We start from the raw sequence: 18,877 nt of genomic DNA, 5'->3' as shown, positions 1-18,877 counted from the left end.
CAAAGTGGGGAATTGCATCTGTTTAGTTGAGGGGAGGATACCTTGAAGAAATCAATGCTCCGTTGCACGAGCGCGCTTAGCGCCGTTGCACTTACCGCCATGGGTTCAACCACCGTATTCGCGCAGGATGCGCAGGATGCAGGTGTTGAAGAAGACAACACGATTGTTGTTACCGGCTCCTTTATTCGCGGCACACCTGAAGACGCGGTGCAGCCGGTCGATACCTACAGCAGTGAAGACCTCGCAGTGGCAGGGATATCTTCCCCGCTCGAGTTCATTAAGGACCTTCCGCAAGTCGGCAGCGTCGTCGGTGACACCAACCAGTTTTCGACCGCCGCGCAAGGCGTGCAGGGCTTTGGCTCGATCAACCTGCGCGGCCTCGGTCCGAACCGCACGCTTGTGCTGTTCAATGGTCACCGCACGCTGACCGCTCCGGGCGCAGTGGGTGCTGGCTTCGGTGATACGAACTCCATCCCGCTGTTCGCGCTTGAGCGGATCGAAATTCTCAAAGACGGCGCCGCAGCAACCTATGGTTCCGACGCGATCGCGGGCGTGGCCAACTTTATTACGAAGAGCGATTTCGAAGGGATTGAAGTCCAGGGCGACTACGAGTTTATCAGCGGCTCGGACGGCAACTGGACAGGGTCAATTCTTGTCGGCAAAAACTTCGGCAATATGAACATCATGGCGGGTGTCGGCTGGCAGCATCGTTCTGAATTGCCGACGACCGAACGCGATTATGGCTTCCAACCGTATGATGTAAACCCGGCGGCTTGGTCAGCACTGGCTACCCCGGGCCTGTTCGTCGTCAATTCTGGTATCGGTGGGATCGAGATTGGCAACGGCGTTGCCCTTGCTCCCGATGTCGGGTGCGGCGATTTAGGCGGCGTTCCGGATGGAGTTGTATGTCGCTTTAGCTTCATCCCCTTCGATAACCTGGTCGAGGACGAAGATCGCTACCAAGGCTATCTACAGGCCGATATCGACCTGTCGGATACATTCCGGTTCCGCGGCGAATTTACCTACGCGCGCCTCGAGCTGGACAGCATTGGCACTTCGCCGGGATATCCACCGCTACAGGGCCCAGGCGGCGCGCGCGTTGGCGGGGGCTTTCTTGTCTCGCCTGCCAACCCTGGAGTGGCACCATTTGTGAATCAAACCGGTCTTACCGCCACGCCCGCGTTCATTTCCGTTAATGCGTGGCGACCGTTCGGCTGGCTGGGCAATCCTCGCGACGAGCGTGGTTCGGGCCGCCAGTTCGGCAAGAACGAAGCCATGCGCTTCTCTGGGACTTTCGAAAAAGATCTTTCCGATACCGTTCAGGCGCAGTTTTCTGCGACGCTGATGGCCTATGATCGCCGAGCAAGTTCTCCGGGTATCGTGGGCTCGCGCCTGCAAGACGCGCTGCTCGGCTTTGGCGGCCCCGATTGTACTGGGACGACGCCGGGCGAGAACGGTTGCCAGTGGTTCAACCCATTCACCAACGCCGGACCTGAGAACCCGGTATTTGGTCTGCAGAATCCGTTCTACGTTCCAGGCGCTGAGAATTCGGTCGAACTGGTCGAATGGCTGCAAATTGAAAACGGCAACCAACAGACCGAGGATACGGCCGTATTCGACTTGATCTTCACCGGTGAAGCAGGACTGGATCTGGGCGGCGGGCCAATTGGTTGGGCTGCCGGTGCGCAGTATCGCACTGTGACCTTTAACAATAAGCCGCTCAACATTACCGGTAACTTGGACGTCAATCCCTGCCCTGTTCTGGGCCAGACGGATTGTAGTGAAGCTCTCCAGGGCGCGGGCTCTTTCATCTTCCTGGGCGGCCAGCGCAATCTCGAAGTTTCGCAGGATGTGAAGGCCGTTTTCGCTGAAGTCCTCGTACCGATCAGCGACACTCTGGAGATCACCGCAGCCGCACGCTTCGAAGATTATGGGGGCTCGATCGGCTCCACCTTCAATCCAAAGGGCGCGATCCGCTGGGAACCTACCGATTGGTTGGTTCTGCGCGGCACTGTCGGGACGACCTTCCGTGCGCCGCTTGCTTCACAGGTCTCAACCAATGCGGTGACATCGCTGGCTGGTCTTGCCGCTGCAAACGGGAACTTCAAGGCAGTCGATATTGCCGGCAATCCCACCACGCTTGGACCTGAGGACGCGTTCACCTTCAACGTCGGCGGGGTGGTCAACTTCGGTGGCTTTACCTTCTCAGTCGACTACTGGAGCTTCGATTTCGAAGACGAGATCACGACAACCGATGGACAGGCGATCGCATCTTCGGTCATCTCGATCCCAGTCGTCGATCCTATGACCGGTACCACCACGGTCTTTGCAGACTGCGCCAATCCCTTCGTGCCGCTTATCACCTTCGATGGCGGCGTTTGTACGCAAGGCGTCACAACTGGTCTCAATATCTCGCGCGTATTTACGCAGTGGGTGAACGGGCCGGGCACCAAGACAACAGGTCTTGACTTCGAGGCGACCTACCAGACCGAACTGGGCAATGGCACGCTATCGCTGGGCGCGGCGGCTACCCACGTTTTGACCTACGAAGTCGGCGACTTCTTCCTCGACGGTCAGCTCTTGAGAGAAGGCTTCGATGCTGTGGGCCTTGCCAACCTTGACCGTGCCCCCGGTACGATCGCTGCGTGGCGCGGCAACGCTTACGTCAACTACAATATCGGCGGCTTTAACGCCCGCTACGGCTTCCAATACGTTGACAGCGTTCGCGATGAGCGCTGCGACGGACTGGAGTTCTGTGCCACCACAAGTTTTGGCGGCACTAACTTCGGCCGCGTTGTAGACAGCTACAAGCAGCACGACGCGCACTTCGCCTACGAATTGCCAATCGATGCGATGGAAGTTCAGCTGCAGTTCTCGATCGAGAACTTCACGAATGAAGATGCTTCCGAAGCGAGGACGCCGCTGGGCTACAATCCGTTCACGGGTAACCCGCTGGGCCGCACTTGGAGGCTCGGAGCTAAAATCAAGCTCTAGGCTTTAGCCACACCAATAGCGAAAAGGGCGGGCAGAAATGTCCGCCCCTTTTTTTGGAAGTCCGTGAACTACTCGCCGGATTGGTCTGCCAGAAAATCCTTGATCGCCTGCGTCGTGAGCTCGGAGTCTTCCATCGTCACCCAGTGATTGACGCCGGGTATCCGGACCGTCTCGACCATCGGTTCGACAACTGAAATCCGGTCAATCAATTCATCGACGAAAATCTGATCCTTATCGCCCCAGATGAACAGCCCGGGCATGGCGATCCGCTTGTCCGGCCCCGGCCACATGTCCTCATCCGCCACGGCATCGAATGCCGGGATATTGGCGCGGTACCAGTGCATCGCCGCGTGGAGCCGCTCGTTGCTCGACAAATCGGCGTGAAACAGCGCGACCTCCTCCTGCGTGAGATCGCCGCGTTCGGCCAGCGCCGCATAGGAACGCTGCGCCACGACTTCGGCCGCGTTCGTCGCTTGCAGCATTTCTAGCGTCGTCACCTTGAAGCGCTGCATGTATTCGGTGCGGCGTTGCTGCTCCGGGTCGTTTCCGACATAGTTTAGCATGTGGTTGAGCGGCGGCGCGCTCATGCCGACCACCTTGTGCAGCCGGTCAGGGTAAGCCTGCGCATAGGACAGCGCGAGAACCGAGCCCCAATCGTGTCCCATCAGGATGTATTTCTCATCACCGCCGATGTGCCGCGAGAAGGCATCGAGCTGCGCTGCCAGTATCGCGATATCGTAATGCTCGAGACCCAGCGGTTTCGCCGACAATCCGCTTCCCAAACCGTCGACAGCGACGACGCGGTACTCGCCCTTGAGCGCCTCCATCTGGTCGAACCAGCTGTACCAGAAGCTCGGGAAGCCGTGATACAGGATGATGAGCGGCCCGCTCCCCGCTTCGACATAGTGCAGCCGCGTTTCGCCCTCGCCGAAGTAGCCTTCCGTGTAGCCGATATCGCCAACCCGGTTAGCGTTCGCATGGATGACTGCCGGATCGGGCGCTTCTGCCTGCGGCTTGGCTACCGCCGCTGCGGTCTCCCCGCCAACACCATGCATACAGCCTGCCAGCGCAAAGGCGGCAAATGCCGCGGACAATCCCAGGTATCTCATATCAACTCCTCTTGTCCGCCCGCCCTTGCAAAGCTCTCATCCTCCGTTATTGTAATAATAGTCAACAAGAATCAATCCCGCGATGGTGGGCTGCCAAGTCTTCCGTTGCCAAATGAGCGCCGCGCATGATGCGAACACGATCCTTGTCCCTGCCGACCTTTCTCGTCTTTCTGGCGGCGCTGTCGGCATGCGGGCAGGAACCGAACCCGGACGCACCGCACACAGAAGAAGTCGCCGCGCTCGGAGAGAATCCGGCTGAAGCACTCTATCAGGAGCATTGCGCCGCTTGCCATGACAGCGGCCAGACTGAAGCGCCGACCAAGGCGGCGATCCGCAACGCGACCATGCAATCGCTTGTCGAAACAATGACTACCGGCGTGATGCAGCAGCAGGCCGCCAATATGTCGCCCGCCGAAATCCGCATCCTGGCCGATTACCTCGCCATCCCCAGCGGAGTGGACGCGCAAGCGAATGCCGAGGCGCATATGTGCGAAGATCCGCTCAAGCTGTCGAAGCCGCTGTGGAACCGCTGGGGCAACAACCGCAAGAACCAACGCTTCCAGACGCTGGCTAATGCGGGTCTCGGAATAGTGGATGTGCCAGATCTGGAGCTCAAATGGGCGTTCGGCTTTCCCGGCTCCGCCCGCGCGCGCTCGCAACCAGCTGTAACCGAAGATGCAATCTATATCGGCAGCCAGAGCGGCCTGTTCTACGCGCTCAACCTCGAAAGTGGCTGCGTGCACTGGACGTTCCAGGCCGACGCCGAAGTTCGCCACGCTCCGACGATAGCGACCGGCGATGACGGAAGAGCAAAAACACTGTTTTTCGGCGATTTCGATGCCAATCTCTACGCAGTCAGCGCCCGCACAGGAAAGCTGATCTGGAAGCGAACGCTCAAGGACCATGCCGCCGGCACAATGACGGGTTCACCCACGCTGCATGATGGGCGGCTCTACGTGCCGATGTCCTCGACCGAAGTGATCAACGCATACTTGCCCGATTACGAATGCTGCACATTCCGCGGCGGGGTACTCGCTGTGGAAGCCAAGTCAGGTAACACAATCTGGCGCTACTATACTGTCGAACAACCTCAGCCGACGGGCGAAAACTCGGTCGGCGCGCGCCGCTTCGGGCCTTCCGGCGCACCGGTCTGGAACAGCCCCACAGTCGATGACGAACGCGGCCTCATCTATTTCGGCACCGGGGAAAACTACTCTTCCCCCGCCAACGACAAGAGCGATGCGATCATCGCGCTCGACCTCAACACAGGGCAAGAAAAATGGGTCACGCAGACTATTGCGGGCGATGCCTGGAACGGCGCGTGTGGCCGCTTCAGCACGCAGGTCAATTGCCCTGAAGAGGACGGCCCCGATTTCGATTTTGGCGCGCCGCCGATCCTGCTCAAGCTTGCAGGCGGGAAGGATATCCTGCTCGCAGGCCAAAAGTCGGGCATGATATATGGGCTCGACCCGGATGATGGCGGCGCGATCCTGTGGGAACGCCGCGCAGGCATGGGCGGCTTCAACGGCGGTGTGCACTGGGGCATGGCGACCGATGGCACGGCGCTTTACGTCGGTATTGCCGATACGCCCGGCAACAAGTTCGCGACCGGCCCCTCGCGTCAGGGCCTTCATGCCTATGATCCAGCGACGGGCGAACCGTTGTGGAGCAGGTACGAGCCCAACGTGTGCGAAGAGAACGAGCACCGTTGCCGCACCGCGCTTTCCGCACCGCCCACGGTCATTCCCGGCGTGATCTTTGCCGGTGCACTCAATGGCATCCTGCGCGCCTATAGTTCGCGCGATGGATCGATCCTGTGGAGCCGCGACACGCGGCGAGAGTTCGAAACTATCAACGGCGTCGAAGCGCGCGGCGGATCGATCGACTCTGCCGGGCCGGTCGTCGTAGCCGGGCACCTGATCGTGAACAGCGGCTATGACAAATTTGCCCAGATTCCGGGCAATGTGTTGCTGGTCTACGCACCAGCAAGGAGGGAATGATGATGCTACGCACCGCGACCTTGGCAGTCCTGGGCTCCATGCTCGCAGCCTGCGTCCAATATGCACCGGAGGCATCCGCGCCGGTGGCCGCAGCACCGGCCGAAGACACGCGCCGGATCGTGCAGTCTGATTTCTTCCGCCCTGAAAGCCTGGGTGACACGCGCATCAAGGGCGTCCGCCATATCGGCAAGACCGTCTCTAACATCGATGAAACGCTGGCGTTCTACCAGCCGGCGGTGCCGTTCGAACTCGCGGCTCGCTATCGCATCGATGCATCCGAGTTGTTCCATGCGGAAATGATGGATGGCGATCATGGCGAAATCGAGATCGCACTGATCCGCACACCGACTGTATTCCTGCAGCTGGTCGATTTCGATCCCGATTCTGCTGCTGAACCCTACGCCAAGCCGGTGTATGGCCCCGGCTACACGCATATCTGTTTCCAGTCGCCGGCGACTGCCCCGGCCTTCGGCAGGTTTCTCGATCAGGGCCTCACGCTCGTTTCGCGCAACGCACCGGTCGATCTCGGCGGCTACGGCGTTACCTATGCCTATGGCCGCGATCCCGATGGCACGATGATCGAAAACGAGACCATGGACAGCCCGCGCCGCGAAGATTCCGCATGGATCACGCATATCGGCGGCGCGACCTCGAACGTTGACCGCATGGTCGAATTCTACACCAAGTTCATCGGTTATGGCGCGCGTAGACGGGGCGAATACTCCAATTTTCCCCGCATGGACGATGTCGCCGGGCTCAATGGCATGGTGGTTCGCAGCAGCTGGTTCGTATTGCGCAATCTCGAAATCGAGTTCTGGGAATATATCGAGCCGGCAACACCCGTCCGCGACGAGCCGGCCAATGTCGACCAGCTCGGCTACAACATGACCGCTTTCGAAGTGACCGATGCGGATGCAGAAGCGGCGCGCCTGGAAGCGCTTGGCATCGCCATGCTCGGCCCGGCCATCGAGAGCCATGGCTGGAAGCTTTACTATGCTTACGACCCAGACGGGAATGTGATCTCGATCCAGGAAAATATCTCTGCACAAAGTTCGGAATCGATCGACGACATGATGTGGATCGATCCGACCACATACTAGGCTAGGTTTCGCCAATCGTGGGGAGCACCGTGAGCAAAGCTGGCACCAATACGGGCAAGAGACGTCGCTTCAGTCCGGAGAAACGCAAGTCTCTGATCCTCGACCATACGGCCGAGATCGTCGCGCGCGACGGTGTCGCAGTTCTGACTATGGAGCTGATTGCGCAGGAAGCTGGCATCAGCAAGTCGCTGGTCTACACCTATTTCGACAATCTGACCGACCTGCTGCGCGCCTTGCTCAAACGCGAATTGAAAGCGCAGCGCGAGCTACAATTTCGCGAGGCCGAAGCCGCGCCCAGCCTCGAAGAGCTGGTGCGCGGCGTCACCCACCAATACCTCAAATACATCGCTGAACGCGGACTGATCATCGAGCGGCTCCAATCTGAGCCCACTGTCTCTCGCGGGAGCGATCCCACCGCCTTCAAGCGCGGCGATGCGGTTGAATATATTGCGAAAATCGTCGCCTCATCGTTCGATCTGCCGATAGATCTCGCGCGCGCAGCCTCCGATATTTCATTCGGCATCCCGGCTGCAGCAGGCGCCTACCTGTTGCACAGCGAGGCGAGCCTGGCGGAAGTCGAGGAAATCACCGTTGCCATGATCCTAGGCGCGTTGGAAGCGCTCGAAACCCGCTTCAGCTCCTCGGGAGAATAGGTAGGGCAATCGACTGGGGCAGTCAGGACGCAGCCTTTGCCCACACTGCTTCGGACAATCGGAATTCGCTGAGCATAACTCATCGCGCTTCATGTCGCGCTCGTCCGGATTGGGATAAGTTTCACGGCATGAGGAGGGTGCAGTGATTCTCTCGCGGTTGTGTTCGTTCTGCCTGCTGGTGGGATGCGGTGTATTTGCGAGTCCTGCCCTTGCCGATGTGCTCGAGATCGATGGCGAGAAGGCGCGCTGGGTGGCCGGCGGTCCGGTGGCTGCCATGCCGATCTCCACGTTTGCATCCCCTGAAGACATCGATTTTGCCGCGCGTTCGGTCCCGCTTGATTACAGCGCGAAAGTCGCCGAGCTGGCGGCAAAGTATGATCTCAGCCCTGCATTGATCGAAGCGCTGGTATGGCAGGAGAGCCGCTGGCGCGCCGATGCGGTGTCGCCCAAAGGTGCGCAGGGCTTGGCGCAGCTGATGCCTGCGACCGCGCGCGAGCTGGGCGTCGATCCGCGCGATCCCTATGCCAACCTCGAAGGCGGCGCGCGGTATTTGCGCGCGCAGCTCGACCGGTTCGATGGCGACCTCGAGAAGGCGCTGGCGGCCTATAATGCCGGGCCCGGCCGGGTCGAACGCGCGGGCGGCATTCCGCGGATCGCCGAGACCCAGAACTATGTGGCGGCGATCATGACCCGCCTTTCCAGCCATACCGCCTCCAGCCATTCGACGGAGTGACGACCAGATGCTTGCCCGACTTCGCCTGACATTTCTCGCCCTCATGATGACACCGTCTGCCGCGCTCGCACAAGCGACCGATCCGCAAGGCTCTGGCCCGATTGTGGGTGCGCTGATGTGGCTGCAGGGTACGCTGCTCGGTAATGTGGCCACCGCTGTTGCGGTCATGGCTGTCGCCGCGGTGGGTTTCATGATGCTGACCGGGCGGCTCAACTGGCGCTTCGGCGCGACTGTGATCATCGGCGTGTTTATTCTCTTCGGCGCGGCCTCGATCGTTGCCGGGATCCAGGGCGTGGCGGCGAGCTGAGATGAGCAATGCGGCCACCCCCTTGCTGCGGCACCCTGTCCACCGCGCGCTCACGCGGCCGCAGATGTTTGCCGGCGTGACCTACAACTATTTCATCATCAACGCGGCGGTGACGACCGAGCTGTTCCTGATCACGGGCAGCTGGTGGGCGCTGCCTGCTGCCTTCGCGGTCCACACCGTGGGCTATTTCGCATGCCTGCGCGAGCCGCGCATCTTCGATCTCTGGCTGACCAAGGTCAGCAAATGCCCGCGTGTGAAGAACTACAAGCGCTGGGGCTGCAACAGTTACGCCGCCTGACGGGCGCGCGGAAAGGACATGGGACGCATGAGCAAGTGGAAAGGAGCAGCGGCGTGGAGCGCGAAGGAAGCGCGCGCTGGCGACCGGCTGCCTTATGCACGCCTGCTCGACGAGAGCACGATCCTGCTGCGCGATGGCTCGGTGATGACAGCGATGCAGGTCCCCGGCCTGCTGTTTGAGACCGAAGACACCGAAGCGCTAAATGCCCATGCCGCAACCCGCGAAGTGGTGCTGCGCTCGACGCTCGATGCGCGCTTCGTCCTCTATCACCACGTGATCCGCCGCAAGGTCGAAGTCGAGCTCGACAGCCAATTTCCCGATCCGCTGAGCCGCCACATCGACGCGCGCTGGAAGGAGCGGCTCGGTTCGGGATCGCTGTTCATCAACGACCAGTTCGTGACCCTGGTCCGCCGCCCGGCGCGCGGCAAGGCGGGTCTCGCCGAACGCGCTGCCAGGATGTGGTCCCGGAAAGGCCAGCGCGAAGCGGAAGCCGATCCCAAGGACGTGCGCTCGCTCAAATCGGCCGCAACCGGTCTCATCGCCGCGCTGCAGCCCTATGGCGCGCAGCTGCTGGGCGATTACGCGGGCGCGAACCGCAGCACCCATTCGGAGATGCTCGAACTGCTCAGCGCGCTCTACAACGGCGAGATGCGGCCGGTGAGGAGGCCCGCCGGCGATACCGATATCGGCCAGATGCTGCCCTATCGCCGCGCGAGCTTCGGGCTCGATGCGATGGAGCTGCGTGGTTCAGGCGAGCCGGACTTCTGCGCCGTGCTGGGCCTGAAGGATTATCCCGAAGCGACCAGCCCCGGCATGCTTGACGCGCTGTTGCGCCTGCCGGTCGAGATGGTGGTTTCTGAGAGCTATGCCCCCGCCGAACGCCAGACCGCGCGCGAGCGGATGGACCTTTCGATCCGGCGCCTGCGCTCAGCCGACGAGGAAGCCGCCGCCGAACGCGCCGACATGCTGGTCGCTCGCGACGAGCTCGGCAATGGCGGCGTCGGCTTCGGCGATCATCACCTCACCGTACTGGTGCGCGAGAGCGATCTTGCCCGGCTCGACGAGGCCTGTGCATCCTGCGCCGCCGCGCTGGCCGATACCGGTGCGATCGCGGTGCGCGAGGACACCAATCTGGAGCCCGCCTTCTGGGCGCAGTTGCCCGGCAACGAAGGCTATATCGTGCGCCGCGCGCTGATCTCTTCGGCCAATATGGCAAGCTTCGGAAGCCTCCACGGTTTTGCGCTGGGCAAAGCCGAGGGCAATCACTGGGGCCAGGCGGTCACGCTGCTGCAGACCACCAGCGCGACGCCGTTCTTCTTCAACTTCCATCACGGTGATTTGGGCAATTTCTCGGTCATCGGCCCCTCGGGATCGGGCAAGACCGTGGTGATGAACTTCCTTGCCGCGCAAGCGCAGAAGTTTGCCCCGCGCACGATCCTGTTCGACAAAGACCGCGGCGCCGAGCTGTTCGTGCGCGGCATCGAGGGCCGCTATGAACGCATAACGCAGGGCCAGCCATCGGGCTTCAACCCGCTTTCGCTGCCGGATACACCGGCCAACAAGGCGTTCCTGCGCGATTGGCTGGCCGTGCTGCTCGAAGCGAGCGGCCCGGAAGAGCTGGCGCTCATTTCTGGCGCGGTCGATGCTGCCTATGCCAATGACGCCTCGCTGCGCCGCCTCAGGCATTTCAAGGAGCTGCTCGCGGGCGCGCGCCGCCCACAGCCGGGCGACCTTGCCGATCGGCTTTCGGCCTGGATCGGGGACGGCGAACACGGCTGGCTGTTCGATAACGAGATCGACAGTCTCGATCTCACCCGCCGCGTGCTCGGTTTCGACATGACCGCGCTGCTTGAAGCACCGCGCCTCAGAACACCGGTGATGATGTATCTCTTCCACCGGATCGAGGAACGGCTCGACGGTGATCCGACGATGATCCTGATCGACGAGGGCTGGAAGGCGCTCGACGACGAGGTGTTTGCCGCGCGCATTCGCGACTGGCTCAAGACCTTGCGCAAACGCAATGCCCTGGTCGGCTTTGCCACGCAGTCGGCGCGCGATGCGCTGGAAAGCCGGATCGCCACCGCGCTTGTCGAGCAGACCGCCACGATGATCTTCATGCCCAACAGCCGCGCCCGCGCGGAAGACTATTGCGACGGCTTCGGCCTCACACGCCACGAACTCTCGGTCATCCGATCGCTGCCCGCGCATTCGCGCTGCTTCCTCGTTCGCCAGAGCGATGCCAGCGTCGTCGTTCGGCTCGACCTGTCGGGCGCGCCCGAAGTGCTCACCGTGCTTTCGGGGCGCGAGCAAAGCGTGCGGCGGCTCGACCTCCTGCGCGAAGCGGTCGGCGATGCCCCTGCCGACTGGTATCCCGCGCTCACCGGCCATGGCTGGCCCGCAGGAGCCAATGATCTCGACGAGGGCGAGCTCGCCTTCGATAAGGCCGCCGAATGAGCGCGGCCTGCGATCAGGCTGCCGCAGAAGTTGGCACCGGAGTGGGCGCAGCGCTTCGCGCGGTCGATTGCACCGCGGCTGAGATGACCGCGAGCGCCTTCGGGCGGCTGTTTGCCTCGGGCGGCACGCTGGGAACGGCGCTCACGATCCTTCTGACGCTGTTCATTGCCTTCTTCGCGATCACCCTGCTGCTAGGCCGCACAAACCTCTCGGTGCGCTCGCTCACCCCGCGCATGATTACGCTCGGATTGGTGCTGACCTTTGCGACCAGCTGGATCGCCTATCAAAGCGTCGTCTGGAACCTCGCCTCCGGCGCGCCCGACCAGCTCGCGACCATCCTTGCCGGCAGCGGCGAGTCCGCGACGCAGACATTCGCAGCCAAGATCGATGTGGTCTTCCTCGCGATTCAGGAAGCAACGCAAGGCGAGCAGGATTTCTCGGCCTTTTCGCCGCCCGGCCTGATGTGGCTCGGAGCGATGCTGTTCCTGCTCGGCACCGTCGGCGTGCTGGTCACCGCGAAGATCGCACTAGCGGTGCTGATCGCAATCGGTCCGGTATTCGTGGTCATGGCGCTTTTTGGCGGCACGCGCGGCCTGTTCACCGGTTGGCTCAAAGGTCTGGTGATGCTCGCGGTGGTGCCGATCTTCGTCGTGCTGGGCGGCTCGCTAATGCTCGAGCTTGCTGTTCCGATCCTAGCCGCACTAACCGCCACGCCCGGCATGATCGACCCGCAAGCAGCGATGGCTTTCTTCATGATCGGCGCAGTGCATGCTGCGCTGATGGTCATGATGCTCAAGGTCGCCGGGACGATCGTGGCCGGGTGGAGCGTTTTCGGCCTCGTGCCCGACAAGCAAATCGCCGGAACGGGCCAGGCGGCATCTTCCCCAACCGGCCATGCCTCCTCCGCCGTCCAACCGCTCAATTCTTCCCCGGCCCAGGCGTCAACTGGCCGCGCCATCCCGGCTGCGGCAATGGCATCCGCGCCGCCTGCCGCCAATGACAGCGGATCTGCCGCCGATACGCGCAGGTCTGGCGCGGTCTGGCGGGCATCTACCCCCGATCTCGCGAGGTCTAACCCCGGCGCCGCACCATCACGCGCGCACGGCATCGGCAACCGGTTCCGTCCTGCAAACACCCCCCGAACGGAGAAGTTCACATGACCCGCGTGGCCACTATCGCCTTGGCGTCACTCGTATTTCTTGCCGCTAGCCCGCCCGCCCTGGCGCAGGATCCGCGGCTCGTCGAGCTCGCCTATGACGAGAGCCAGGTCGTCCGCGTCGACGGCAAGGCCAAGGTCCAGGCGACGATCGCTTTCGGCGACGACGAGCGGATCGAGAACGTCGCGATCGGGGATTCGCAAAGCTGGCAGGTCACCCCCAACAAGCGCGCCACGCTGCTGTTCTTGAAGCCGCTGACCACGACTGCCAGCACCAATATGACCGTGGTCACTTCGCGGCGCACCTACCTTTTCGATCTCGTCGCAAGTCCGCGCGCCAATCCGGTCTATGTGCTGCGTTTCACCTATCCGGATGAGCCCGAAGCCGCGCTGCAACTGGCCCAAGGCGCGAATGACGACGAACTCGCCGCCGCCAGCGCGCCCGAACAGATTGTCGATCCCGCCGATCTCAATTTCGCCTGGAAAGGCACCGGGGATTCCAACCTGCTCCCTGGTCGCAGCTATGATGATGGCTGGTCGACCTACCTTTCATGGCCCGAAGGCCGCTCCGTTCCAGCGATCCTGGTCAAGGATTTCGAAGGCACCGAAGGGCCGGTCAACTTCACCGTGCGCGGCGATACCATCGTGGTCGATGGCGTCCCGCGCGAGATTGTGCTGCGCGCCGGGAAAGACGTGGCGACGCTGGTCAATCAAGGACCGCCGCGCGCCGAACGTGCGCTGCGCGGCGATGCGGCCCTTGCTGCCAATATGGGAGCCAACTGATGCGACTGGCCATGCGCCTGCCCTCGCACAAGACCTCCGATGGCCTTGCTAGCGATATCGACCCGCGCGACACCGCAACGCCTGATGTTACCGATCTGGCCAACCGCGTTGCCCATCCTGCTGTTGCACGCAGCGGCGGCAAGTCAGACACGGCCGGATTGCTTGCCGGTATCGCCATCGTGGGCCTTTTGGGCGCGGTAACATTGTGGAGCATGAACGCCGCCCGGGTCGAACCGCCGCAGGGTGTGGGCGGACAGCGGGCCGCGCCTACGCCTGAGCCGCTCCTCATTCCGTCCGAAGCGGTCACGATCGTTCAGCCACAGCCTGAGCTTGCGCCAGTTGCAGCGCCGGCAGGCGCGCCCGCACCAACCCAGCAGTTAGTGCCAGCAGGCAACCCTTACGCCTCGCCCACGGTCGTGTTCGACGCAAGTTCGCTACCCGTTGCAAGCGCCGCCACTGCTCCTGTCACTGAAGGCGCCGCTGCCACGACGGGCTCAGCCTCCGATTTTGCGAGCCGTATCGGCGGCGTCGGCGGCGCACCCGCGCAGGCCAAGGCGATGGTCAATCCGCAAACCACAGTCACGCAGGGCACGCTGATCCCCGCCGTGCTCGAGACCGCAATCGACACCAACGTACCCGGCTACGTGCGCGCAGTCGTCAGCCAGGATGTGCGCAGCTTCGATGGCAGCAGGGTCCTCGTCCCGCGCTCCAGTCGCCTGATCGGTCAGTACCAGAGCGGCATGCAAGGCGGGCAAAAGCGCGCCTATGTCATCTGGACCCGCCTCATCCGGCCTGATGGGGCCTCAGTCCAGCTGGCCTCGCCCGCGATCGGATTCGACGGCACGACAGGTCTTCAGGGCAAAGTCTCGGGCGACGGTTTCTTCAAGCGCTTCGGCTCGGCCATGCTGCTCTCGGTCGTCGGCGGTCTTTCGACGATTGCCTCGGGCGGAACTTCGGTAGTCTTGGGCGGGGCAGGCCAAAGCGCGGCTGCGACGGCGGCCCAGCAGGATGGTGCCCGCGGCCCCACGGTGCGCGTACGACAGGGCGAGCCAATCCGGATCTTCACCGCGCGCGACCTCGACTTCACCCAAGTCACGCCCGACTGACCGGCAAATGACCGCAGATATCCATTCCCTTCCGGAAAGCACACAGGGCCAGCGCAGCGTCTATCTCGATGCCTATCTCGCGCCGTTTCGCGAATGGCTAGAGCGCGACACCGTTACCGAGATCCTCGTCAATCGCCCCGGCGAAGTATGGATCGAGGACGCGTCACAGCCGGGAATGCAGCGGATCGATCGACCGGATATTGATGACCAGCTGGTCCAGCGTCTTGCCGAACAGGTAGCGCGCGTCAGCCACCAGGGCATCAACCGAGAGCATCCGCTATTGGGCGCGACCTTGCCTTCCAAAGGGAATGAGGGGCGCGCGCGCATCCAGTTCTGCGGACCGCCGGCCAGCCGCGAGCACTGGATCATGGCAATCCGCCGCCATCGCCGGCTCGACTTGCCGCTCGATGCCTATGATGCCGGGCCGCTCACCGCACCTTCACCCCGGGCCCTGCCCGATGCACAGGCCGAGCCAATCGCCTACTTGCGCGAGGCGATCCGCCAGCGCCGAACGATCCTGATCAGCGGCGGCACCTCGACCGGCAAGACAACTTTCTTGAACGCCATGCTGCAGGAAATACCCGAGCACAAGCGCGTCGTCCTTGTCGAGGATACGCCCGAGCTCAAGCTTCCCGGCGCCAATGGTGTAGGCCTTGTTGCCGTGAAGGGTGAACTCGGTGAAGCCAAGGTCACCTCGAACGAGCTGCTCCAGGCAGCGCTGCGCCTGCGCCCCGACCGGATCGTGCTCGGCGAACTGCGCGGCGCGGAAAGCGTTTCCTTCCTGCGCGCCATCAATACCGGTCACCCCGGCTCCTTCTCGACCATCCACGCGAACAGTTTGCGCGGCGCGCTCGAACAACTCGCACTCATGGTCATGCAGACCGGCATCGGCCTCACCCGCGAAGATACCATACAATACGCCGCATCGGTCATCGACATCATCGTCCAACTCGAACGCGACGAGAACGGGAGACGCGGCATCGCGGCTGTTGCTGAGAGCAAGGAAATCATAAGCCGCATAGTGCAGTCCTAAGCGACCCCGCGCTTTGTAATGGCGGAAAGATGCATCGCTTCGCGGCGATCGAGCCGCTATAACTCTTTAAAGATCAACCGAAATCGGCGACTGGATCGAACTCCATCATGTCGCGATTGTTGAGCGGTGCTTTGGCCAGACCGAAGGCATCCGGATCGATCGACTGGGTGACTTCGCCCTGCACTTTCGATGCTTGTTGAACCAGCGTCGTTCGCGGAATCCGCGCGGAATCATACCGCGCGAGAGCAGGGCCGATGTCGCCCCCTTCCTGCTCCAAGGCACGGCCAAGGATATAGCCGTCTTCCACTGCCATAGCCGCTCCCAGGCCGAGAAACGGCAACATCGCGTGAGCGGCATCGCCCAACAAGGCAACTCGCCCCCACGACCATTTGTCTAATGGCGCGCGGTCATACAGACCCCATTTGATAACCTGTCCGCCCTGCTCAATGATGCCGGTCACATCTTTGTGCCAGCCTGCAAAGGCGGCGCGCAGTTCGCCGATTGGAGCTTCCTGAGACCAACCCTCGGGTGCCTGCTCGTCGGTTTCGACCAAACCAACCCCGTTGACTATACGGCCTTTCGCCATGGTGTAGCGATTGAACGTGCGACCCGGCCCGATGAAGATGGCGCTGCGCCCATGCGACAAGAAAGGGCGTGCCGCCTTTATCGGCACGAGGAATCGGTAAGCAACGTGATTGGTGAAACGGGGTTCATCGCCTGCACGCATGAGCGTCCGGACCCGCGACCTGACGCCGTCGGCCCCGATCAGGAGGTCCCCTGAAGCTAACGAGCCATCGGCAAATTCGGCCGTGACCCGCGCGGCATCCTGCCCAAGGTCCACCAGCCGCTGGCCCGTGTGGATTTGCGCACCGGCGGCGCGCGCGGCGGTGCTCAGAACTCGCTGGAGATCGACCCGGTAGATATGCCGAACGATATTGGCCTCGCCATCATCGGGCAGTCCCTGCCCCGGGTCTTTTGCCCCCATCAGGATCTCACCGCTCCGGAAATGGACAAAGGGCGGGTTACCAGCAGGGCAAGCCGATGCGGCGACATGGCGCTGCAAATCAAGCGCCCGGAACACGTGCTGCGCGCCGAAGCCAAGGGTGAGCCCCGCGCCCACCTCGCCAAGTTCCGTCGCGGCCTCATGGACCGAAACTTCGAACCCTGCCCGCGCCAAAGTGATCGCTGCAGTCAACCCGCCCAGACCGGCCCCGATTATCAGTATCCGCATCGAGGCAATGCTCGCACGCAGCCAGTGACAATGCAATCTAGGCTGAGATACACTGGATCAATCGCCCCCGCGAAGTGCAACCAATGATGGTTGCCCAAGGCTGCAAAGCTTTCTCCGGGGCCGCGAAAAACGTTAGCAATACAATCTTGCTGCTGCCGGCTACAGGAATATGATAGTGTGAAAGAGGCGATGCCGCCATTTGGAACCACGGAGCAACAGATGCCAGCTGAAATCGTCGAAACCATCAGGACCACGATCCAGCCCAATGATCACCCCTATATGAAAGGGGCATGGCGGCCCACTTTCAACGAGTGGAACGCGACCTTCGCAAATGGTGACGCCGAAGTGATCGGCGAAATCCCCACGGATATCGAAGGTGTCTATGTCCGCACGGGCGAGAACCAGATCCACGAACCGATCGGGCGCTATCACCCGTTTGACGGCGATGGTTTTCTCCATTCGATCAGTTTCAAAGATGGCAAGGCGAGCTACCGCAGCCGCTTCGTGCGCACCAAGGGTTTCGAGGCGGAAAAAGAGGCAGGTCGTTCGCTGTGGGCAGGTTTGATGGAGCCGCCGCACAAGTCGACCCGTCGTGGCTGGGGGGCGCAGGAATGGCTCAAGGACAGCTCGTCGACCGACGTGGTGATCCATGCCGGCAAAATCCTCTCGACCTTCTACCAGTGCGGCGAGGGATACCGGCTCGATCCCTTCACGATGGAGCAGCTTGGTACCGAGGGGTGGGTGCCGCTCGATGGTATCTCGGCGCATGCCAAGCTGGACGAGGCGAACGGCGAACTGATGTTCTTCAACTACTCCAAGCACGCGCCCTACATGCATTACGGAGTTGTCGGAGCAGACAACAAGCTCAAGCATTACGTTCCGATTCCGCTGCCGGGGCCGCGCCTGCCGCACGACATGGCCTTTACCGAGAACTATTCGATCCTCAACGACATGCCGCTGTTCTGGAACAAGGAACTTCTCGAGCGCAATGTCCACGCAGTCGAGTTCCATCCGGATATGAAAACGCGCTTCGCGATCATCCCGCGCTACGGCCAGCCGGAAGACATTCGCTGGTTCGAAGCAGAACCGACCTACACGCTGCACTGGCTCAACGCGTACGAGGAAGGAGAGGAGATCGTACTCGACGGCTATTTCCAGGAAGAACCGCAGCCCAAGAGCTATCCTGACGCGCCCGATGGGCTCGAGAGAATGATGGCCTATCTCTCGCAAGGCCTTGATGAAGCCCAAGCTGCACCGCTGGCGCTTCAACCTCAAGACCGGCGAAACCACCGAAGAACGGCTTGATGACCGCATCCTCGAGTTCGGGATGATCAACCAGAAATTCGCCGGGCGGAAATACCGCTACGCCTATAGCGCCATCCCGGAACCATACTGGTTCCTGTTCAAGGGGATCGTGAAGCACGATCTGGAAACCGGCGAGAGCTGGTCTTACGAACTTGGCGATGGATGCTACGCCAGCGAGAGCCCCTTCATTCCGCGCATTGGCGCCACGGAGGAAGACGATGGCTACATCATCACCTACACCTCCGATGTAAATACAGACCGCTCCGAATGTATCATTCTTGATGCCAAGGACATCGAAGCCGGGCCGGTGTGCCGGATAATCCTGCCAGAACGTATCTGTGCCGGGACACATTCGACCTGGGCCAATGCCGACGATATCGCGATGCCGGAGAACGAAGTCCTGGTAGCGTGACATGATGACTACGCGACCGCTCGAATAGACGGGGCGCCGATCGGCCCAGAGCCCTGTTGCTACGGGCGATTGATGTTTGCCCTGTGGCCAAGCGGCACAGGCAATGCCGATGCATCTTGATTTGCAAACCGGGAGGCGTAGGTGCTCGATATGATTACCGGCGCCGGGGATATACGCCAGCGCAGAACATTCAGCGATGGAAG

16 protein-coding genes are annotated in these 18,877 nt (G+C 61.9%); 14 read left to right on the top strand and 2 right to left on the bottom strand.

Features of this window, described 5'->3' with window-relative positions:
• Positions 1-99 precede the first annotated feature (99 nt).
• Positions 100-2,994: a TonB-dependent receptor plug domain-containing protein gene (locus ACEWMW_RS07365; RefSeq protein ID WP_409413235.1), complete on the top strand. Its 2,895-nt coding sequence runs from the start codon at positions 100-102 to the stop codon at positions 2,992-2,994.
• Between the two features lie 68 nt (positions 2,995-3,062).
• Here the strand turns inward: ACEWMW_RS07365 and ACEWMW_RS07360 are convergent, their stop codons facing one another.
• A complete protein-coding gene (locus ACEWMW_RS07360) occupies positions 3,063-4,103 on the bottom strand; it encodes an alpha/beta fold hydrolase (protein ID WP_409413234.1) in 1,041 nt (346 codons plus the stop codon).
• 143 nt (positions 4,104-4,246) lie between these two features.
• Between ACEWMW_RS07360 and ACEWMW_RS07355 the strand changes: the two genes are divergently transcribed.
• The 11 genes from ACEWMW_RS07355 (at position 4,247) to virB11 (ending at position 15,726) form a co-directional block, all read left to right on the top strand.
• The gene (locus ACEWMW_RS07355; RefSeq protein ID WP_409413233.1) at positions 4,247-6,103 is read left to right on the top strand and encodes an outer membrane protein assembly factor BamB family protein; all 1,857 of its coding nucleotides are present in this window, start codon (positions 4,247-4,249) and stop codon (positions 6,101-6,103) included.
• Entirely contained in the window at positions 6,103-7,203 is a 1,101-nt protein-coding gene (locus tag ACEWMW_RS07350) for a VOC family protein (RefSeq protein ID WP_409413232.1), read from the top strand. The genes ACEWMW_RS07355 and ACEWMW_RS07350 overlap by 1 nt, the downstream gene beginning before the upstream one ends.
• Before the next feature lie 29 nt (positions 7,204-7,232).
• Positions 7,233-7,856 carry a TetR/AcrR family transcriptional regulator gene (locus tag ACEWMW_RS07345; RefSeq protein WP_409413231.1) on the top strand — a complete coding sequence of 208 codons (624 nt, stop codon included), beginning with the start codon at positions 7,233-7,235 and terminating at the stop codon, positions 7,854-7,856.
• A gap of 142 nt (positions 7,857-7,998) precedes the next feature.
• Entirely contained in the window at positions 7,999-8,589 is a 591-nt protein-coding gene (locus ACEWMW_RS07340) for a lytic transglycosylase domain-containing protein (protein ID WP_409413230.1), read from the top strand.
• A gap of 7 nt (positions 8,590-8,596) precedes the next feature.
• On the top strand, positions 8,597-8,896 hold the full coding sequence (locus ACEWMW_RS07335) for a TrbC/VirB2 family type IV secretion system protein (RefSeq protein ID WP_409413229.1): 300 nt from the start codon (positions 8,597-8,599) through the stop codon (positions 8,894-8,896).
• Position 8,897: 1 nt separating this feature from the next.
• Positions 8,898-9,194, top strand: coding sequence for a VirB3 family type IV secretion system protein (locus ACEWMW_RS07330; protein ID WP_409413228.1), 297 nt, complete (start codon positions 8,898-8,900; stop codon positions 9,192-9,194).
• A gap of 27 nt (positions 9,195-9,221) precedes the next feature.
• The gene (locus ACEWMW_RS07325; RefSeq protein WP_409413227.1) at positions 9,222-11,648 is read left to right on the top strand and encodes a VirB4 family type IV secretion/conjugal transfer ATPase; all 2,427 of its coding nucleotides are present in this window, start codon (positions 9,222-9,224) and stop codon (positions 11,646-11,648) included.
• A complete protein-coding gene (locus ACEWMW_RS07320; RefSeq protein WP_409413226.1) occupies positions 11,645-12,808 on the top strand; it encodes a TrbL/VirB6 family protein in 1,164 nt (387 codons plus the stop codon). Before ACEWMW_RS07325 ends, ACEWMW_RS07320 begins: the two co-directional genes overlap by 4 nt.
• Entirely contained in the window at positions 12,805-13,587 is a 783-nt protein-coding gene (locus tag ACEWMW_RS07315; RefSeq protein WP_409413225.1) for a TrbG/VirB9 family P-type conjugative transfer protein, read from the top strand. The genes ACEWMW_RS07320 and ACEWMW_RS07315 overlap by 4 nt, the downstream gene beginning before the upstream one ends.
• Complete coding sequence (locus ACEWMW_RS07310; RefSeq protein WP_409413224.1) at positions 13,587-14,693, top strand: TrbI/VirB10 family protein; 1,107 nt, start codon at positions 13,587-13,589, stop codon at positions 14,691-14,693. The genes ACEWMW_RS07315 and ACEWMW_RS07310 overlap by 1 nt, the downstream gene beginning before the upstream one ends.
• Positions 14,694-14,700: 7 nt before the next feature.
• Complete coding sequence (gene virB11 / locus ACEWMW_RS07305) at positions 14,701-15,726, top strand: P-type DNA transfer ATPase VirB11 (protein WP_409413223.1); 1,026 nt, start codon at positions 14,701-14,703, stop codon at positions 15,724-15,726.
• 73 nt (positions 15,727-15,799) lie between these two features.
• Here virB11 and ACEWMW_RS07300 read toward each other — a convergent pair whose 3' ends face one another.
• Positions 15,800-16,957 (bottom strand): FAD-dependent monooxygenase, encoded by a 1,158-nt coding sequence (locus ACEWMW_RS07300; protein WP_409413222.1) that lies wholly within the window; start codon positions 16,955-16,957, stop codon positions 15,800-15,802.
• 219 nt (positions 16,958-17,176) lie between these two features.
• Here ACEWMW_RS07300 and ACEWMW_RS07295 point away from each other — a divergent pair, with 219 nt between their 5' ends.
• Positions 17,177-18,262, top strand: a complete 1,086-nt coding sequence (locus tag ACEWMW_RS07295) for a carotenoid oxygenase family protein (RefSeq protein ID WP_409413221.1) — start codon at positions 17,177-17,179, stop codon at positions 18,260-18,262.
• A complete protein-coding gene (locus ACEWMW_RS07290; protein ID WP_409413220.1) occupies positions 18,195-18,674 on the top strand; it encodes a carotenoid oxygenase family protein in 480 nt (159 codons plus the stop codon). The genes ACEWMW_RS07295 and ACEWMW_RS07290 overlap by 68 nt, the downstream gene beginning before the upstream one ends.
• The last annotated feature ends 203 nt before the right edge of the window (positions 18,675-18,877 follow it).

Source organism: Litorerythrobacter xanthomarinus, from assembly GCF_046254955.1.
GTDB lineage: Bacteria > Pseudomonadota > Alphaproteobacteria > Sphingomonadales > Sphingomonadaceae > Qipengyuania_C.
This window is presented reverse-complemented; position numbering and strand designations above follow the sequence as displayed.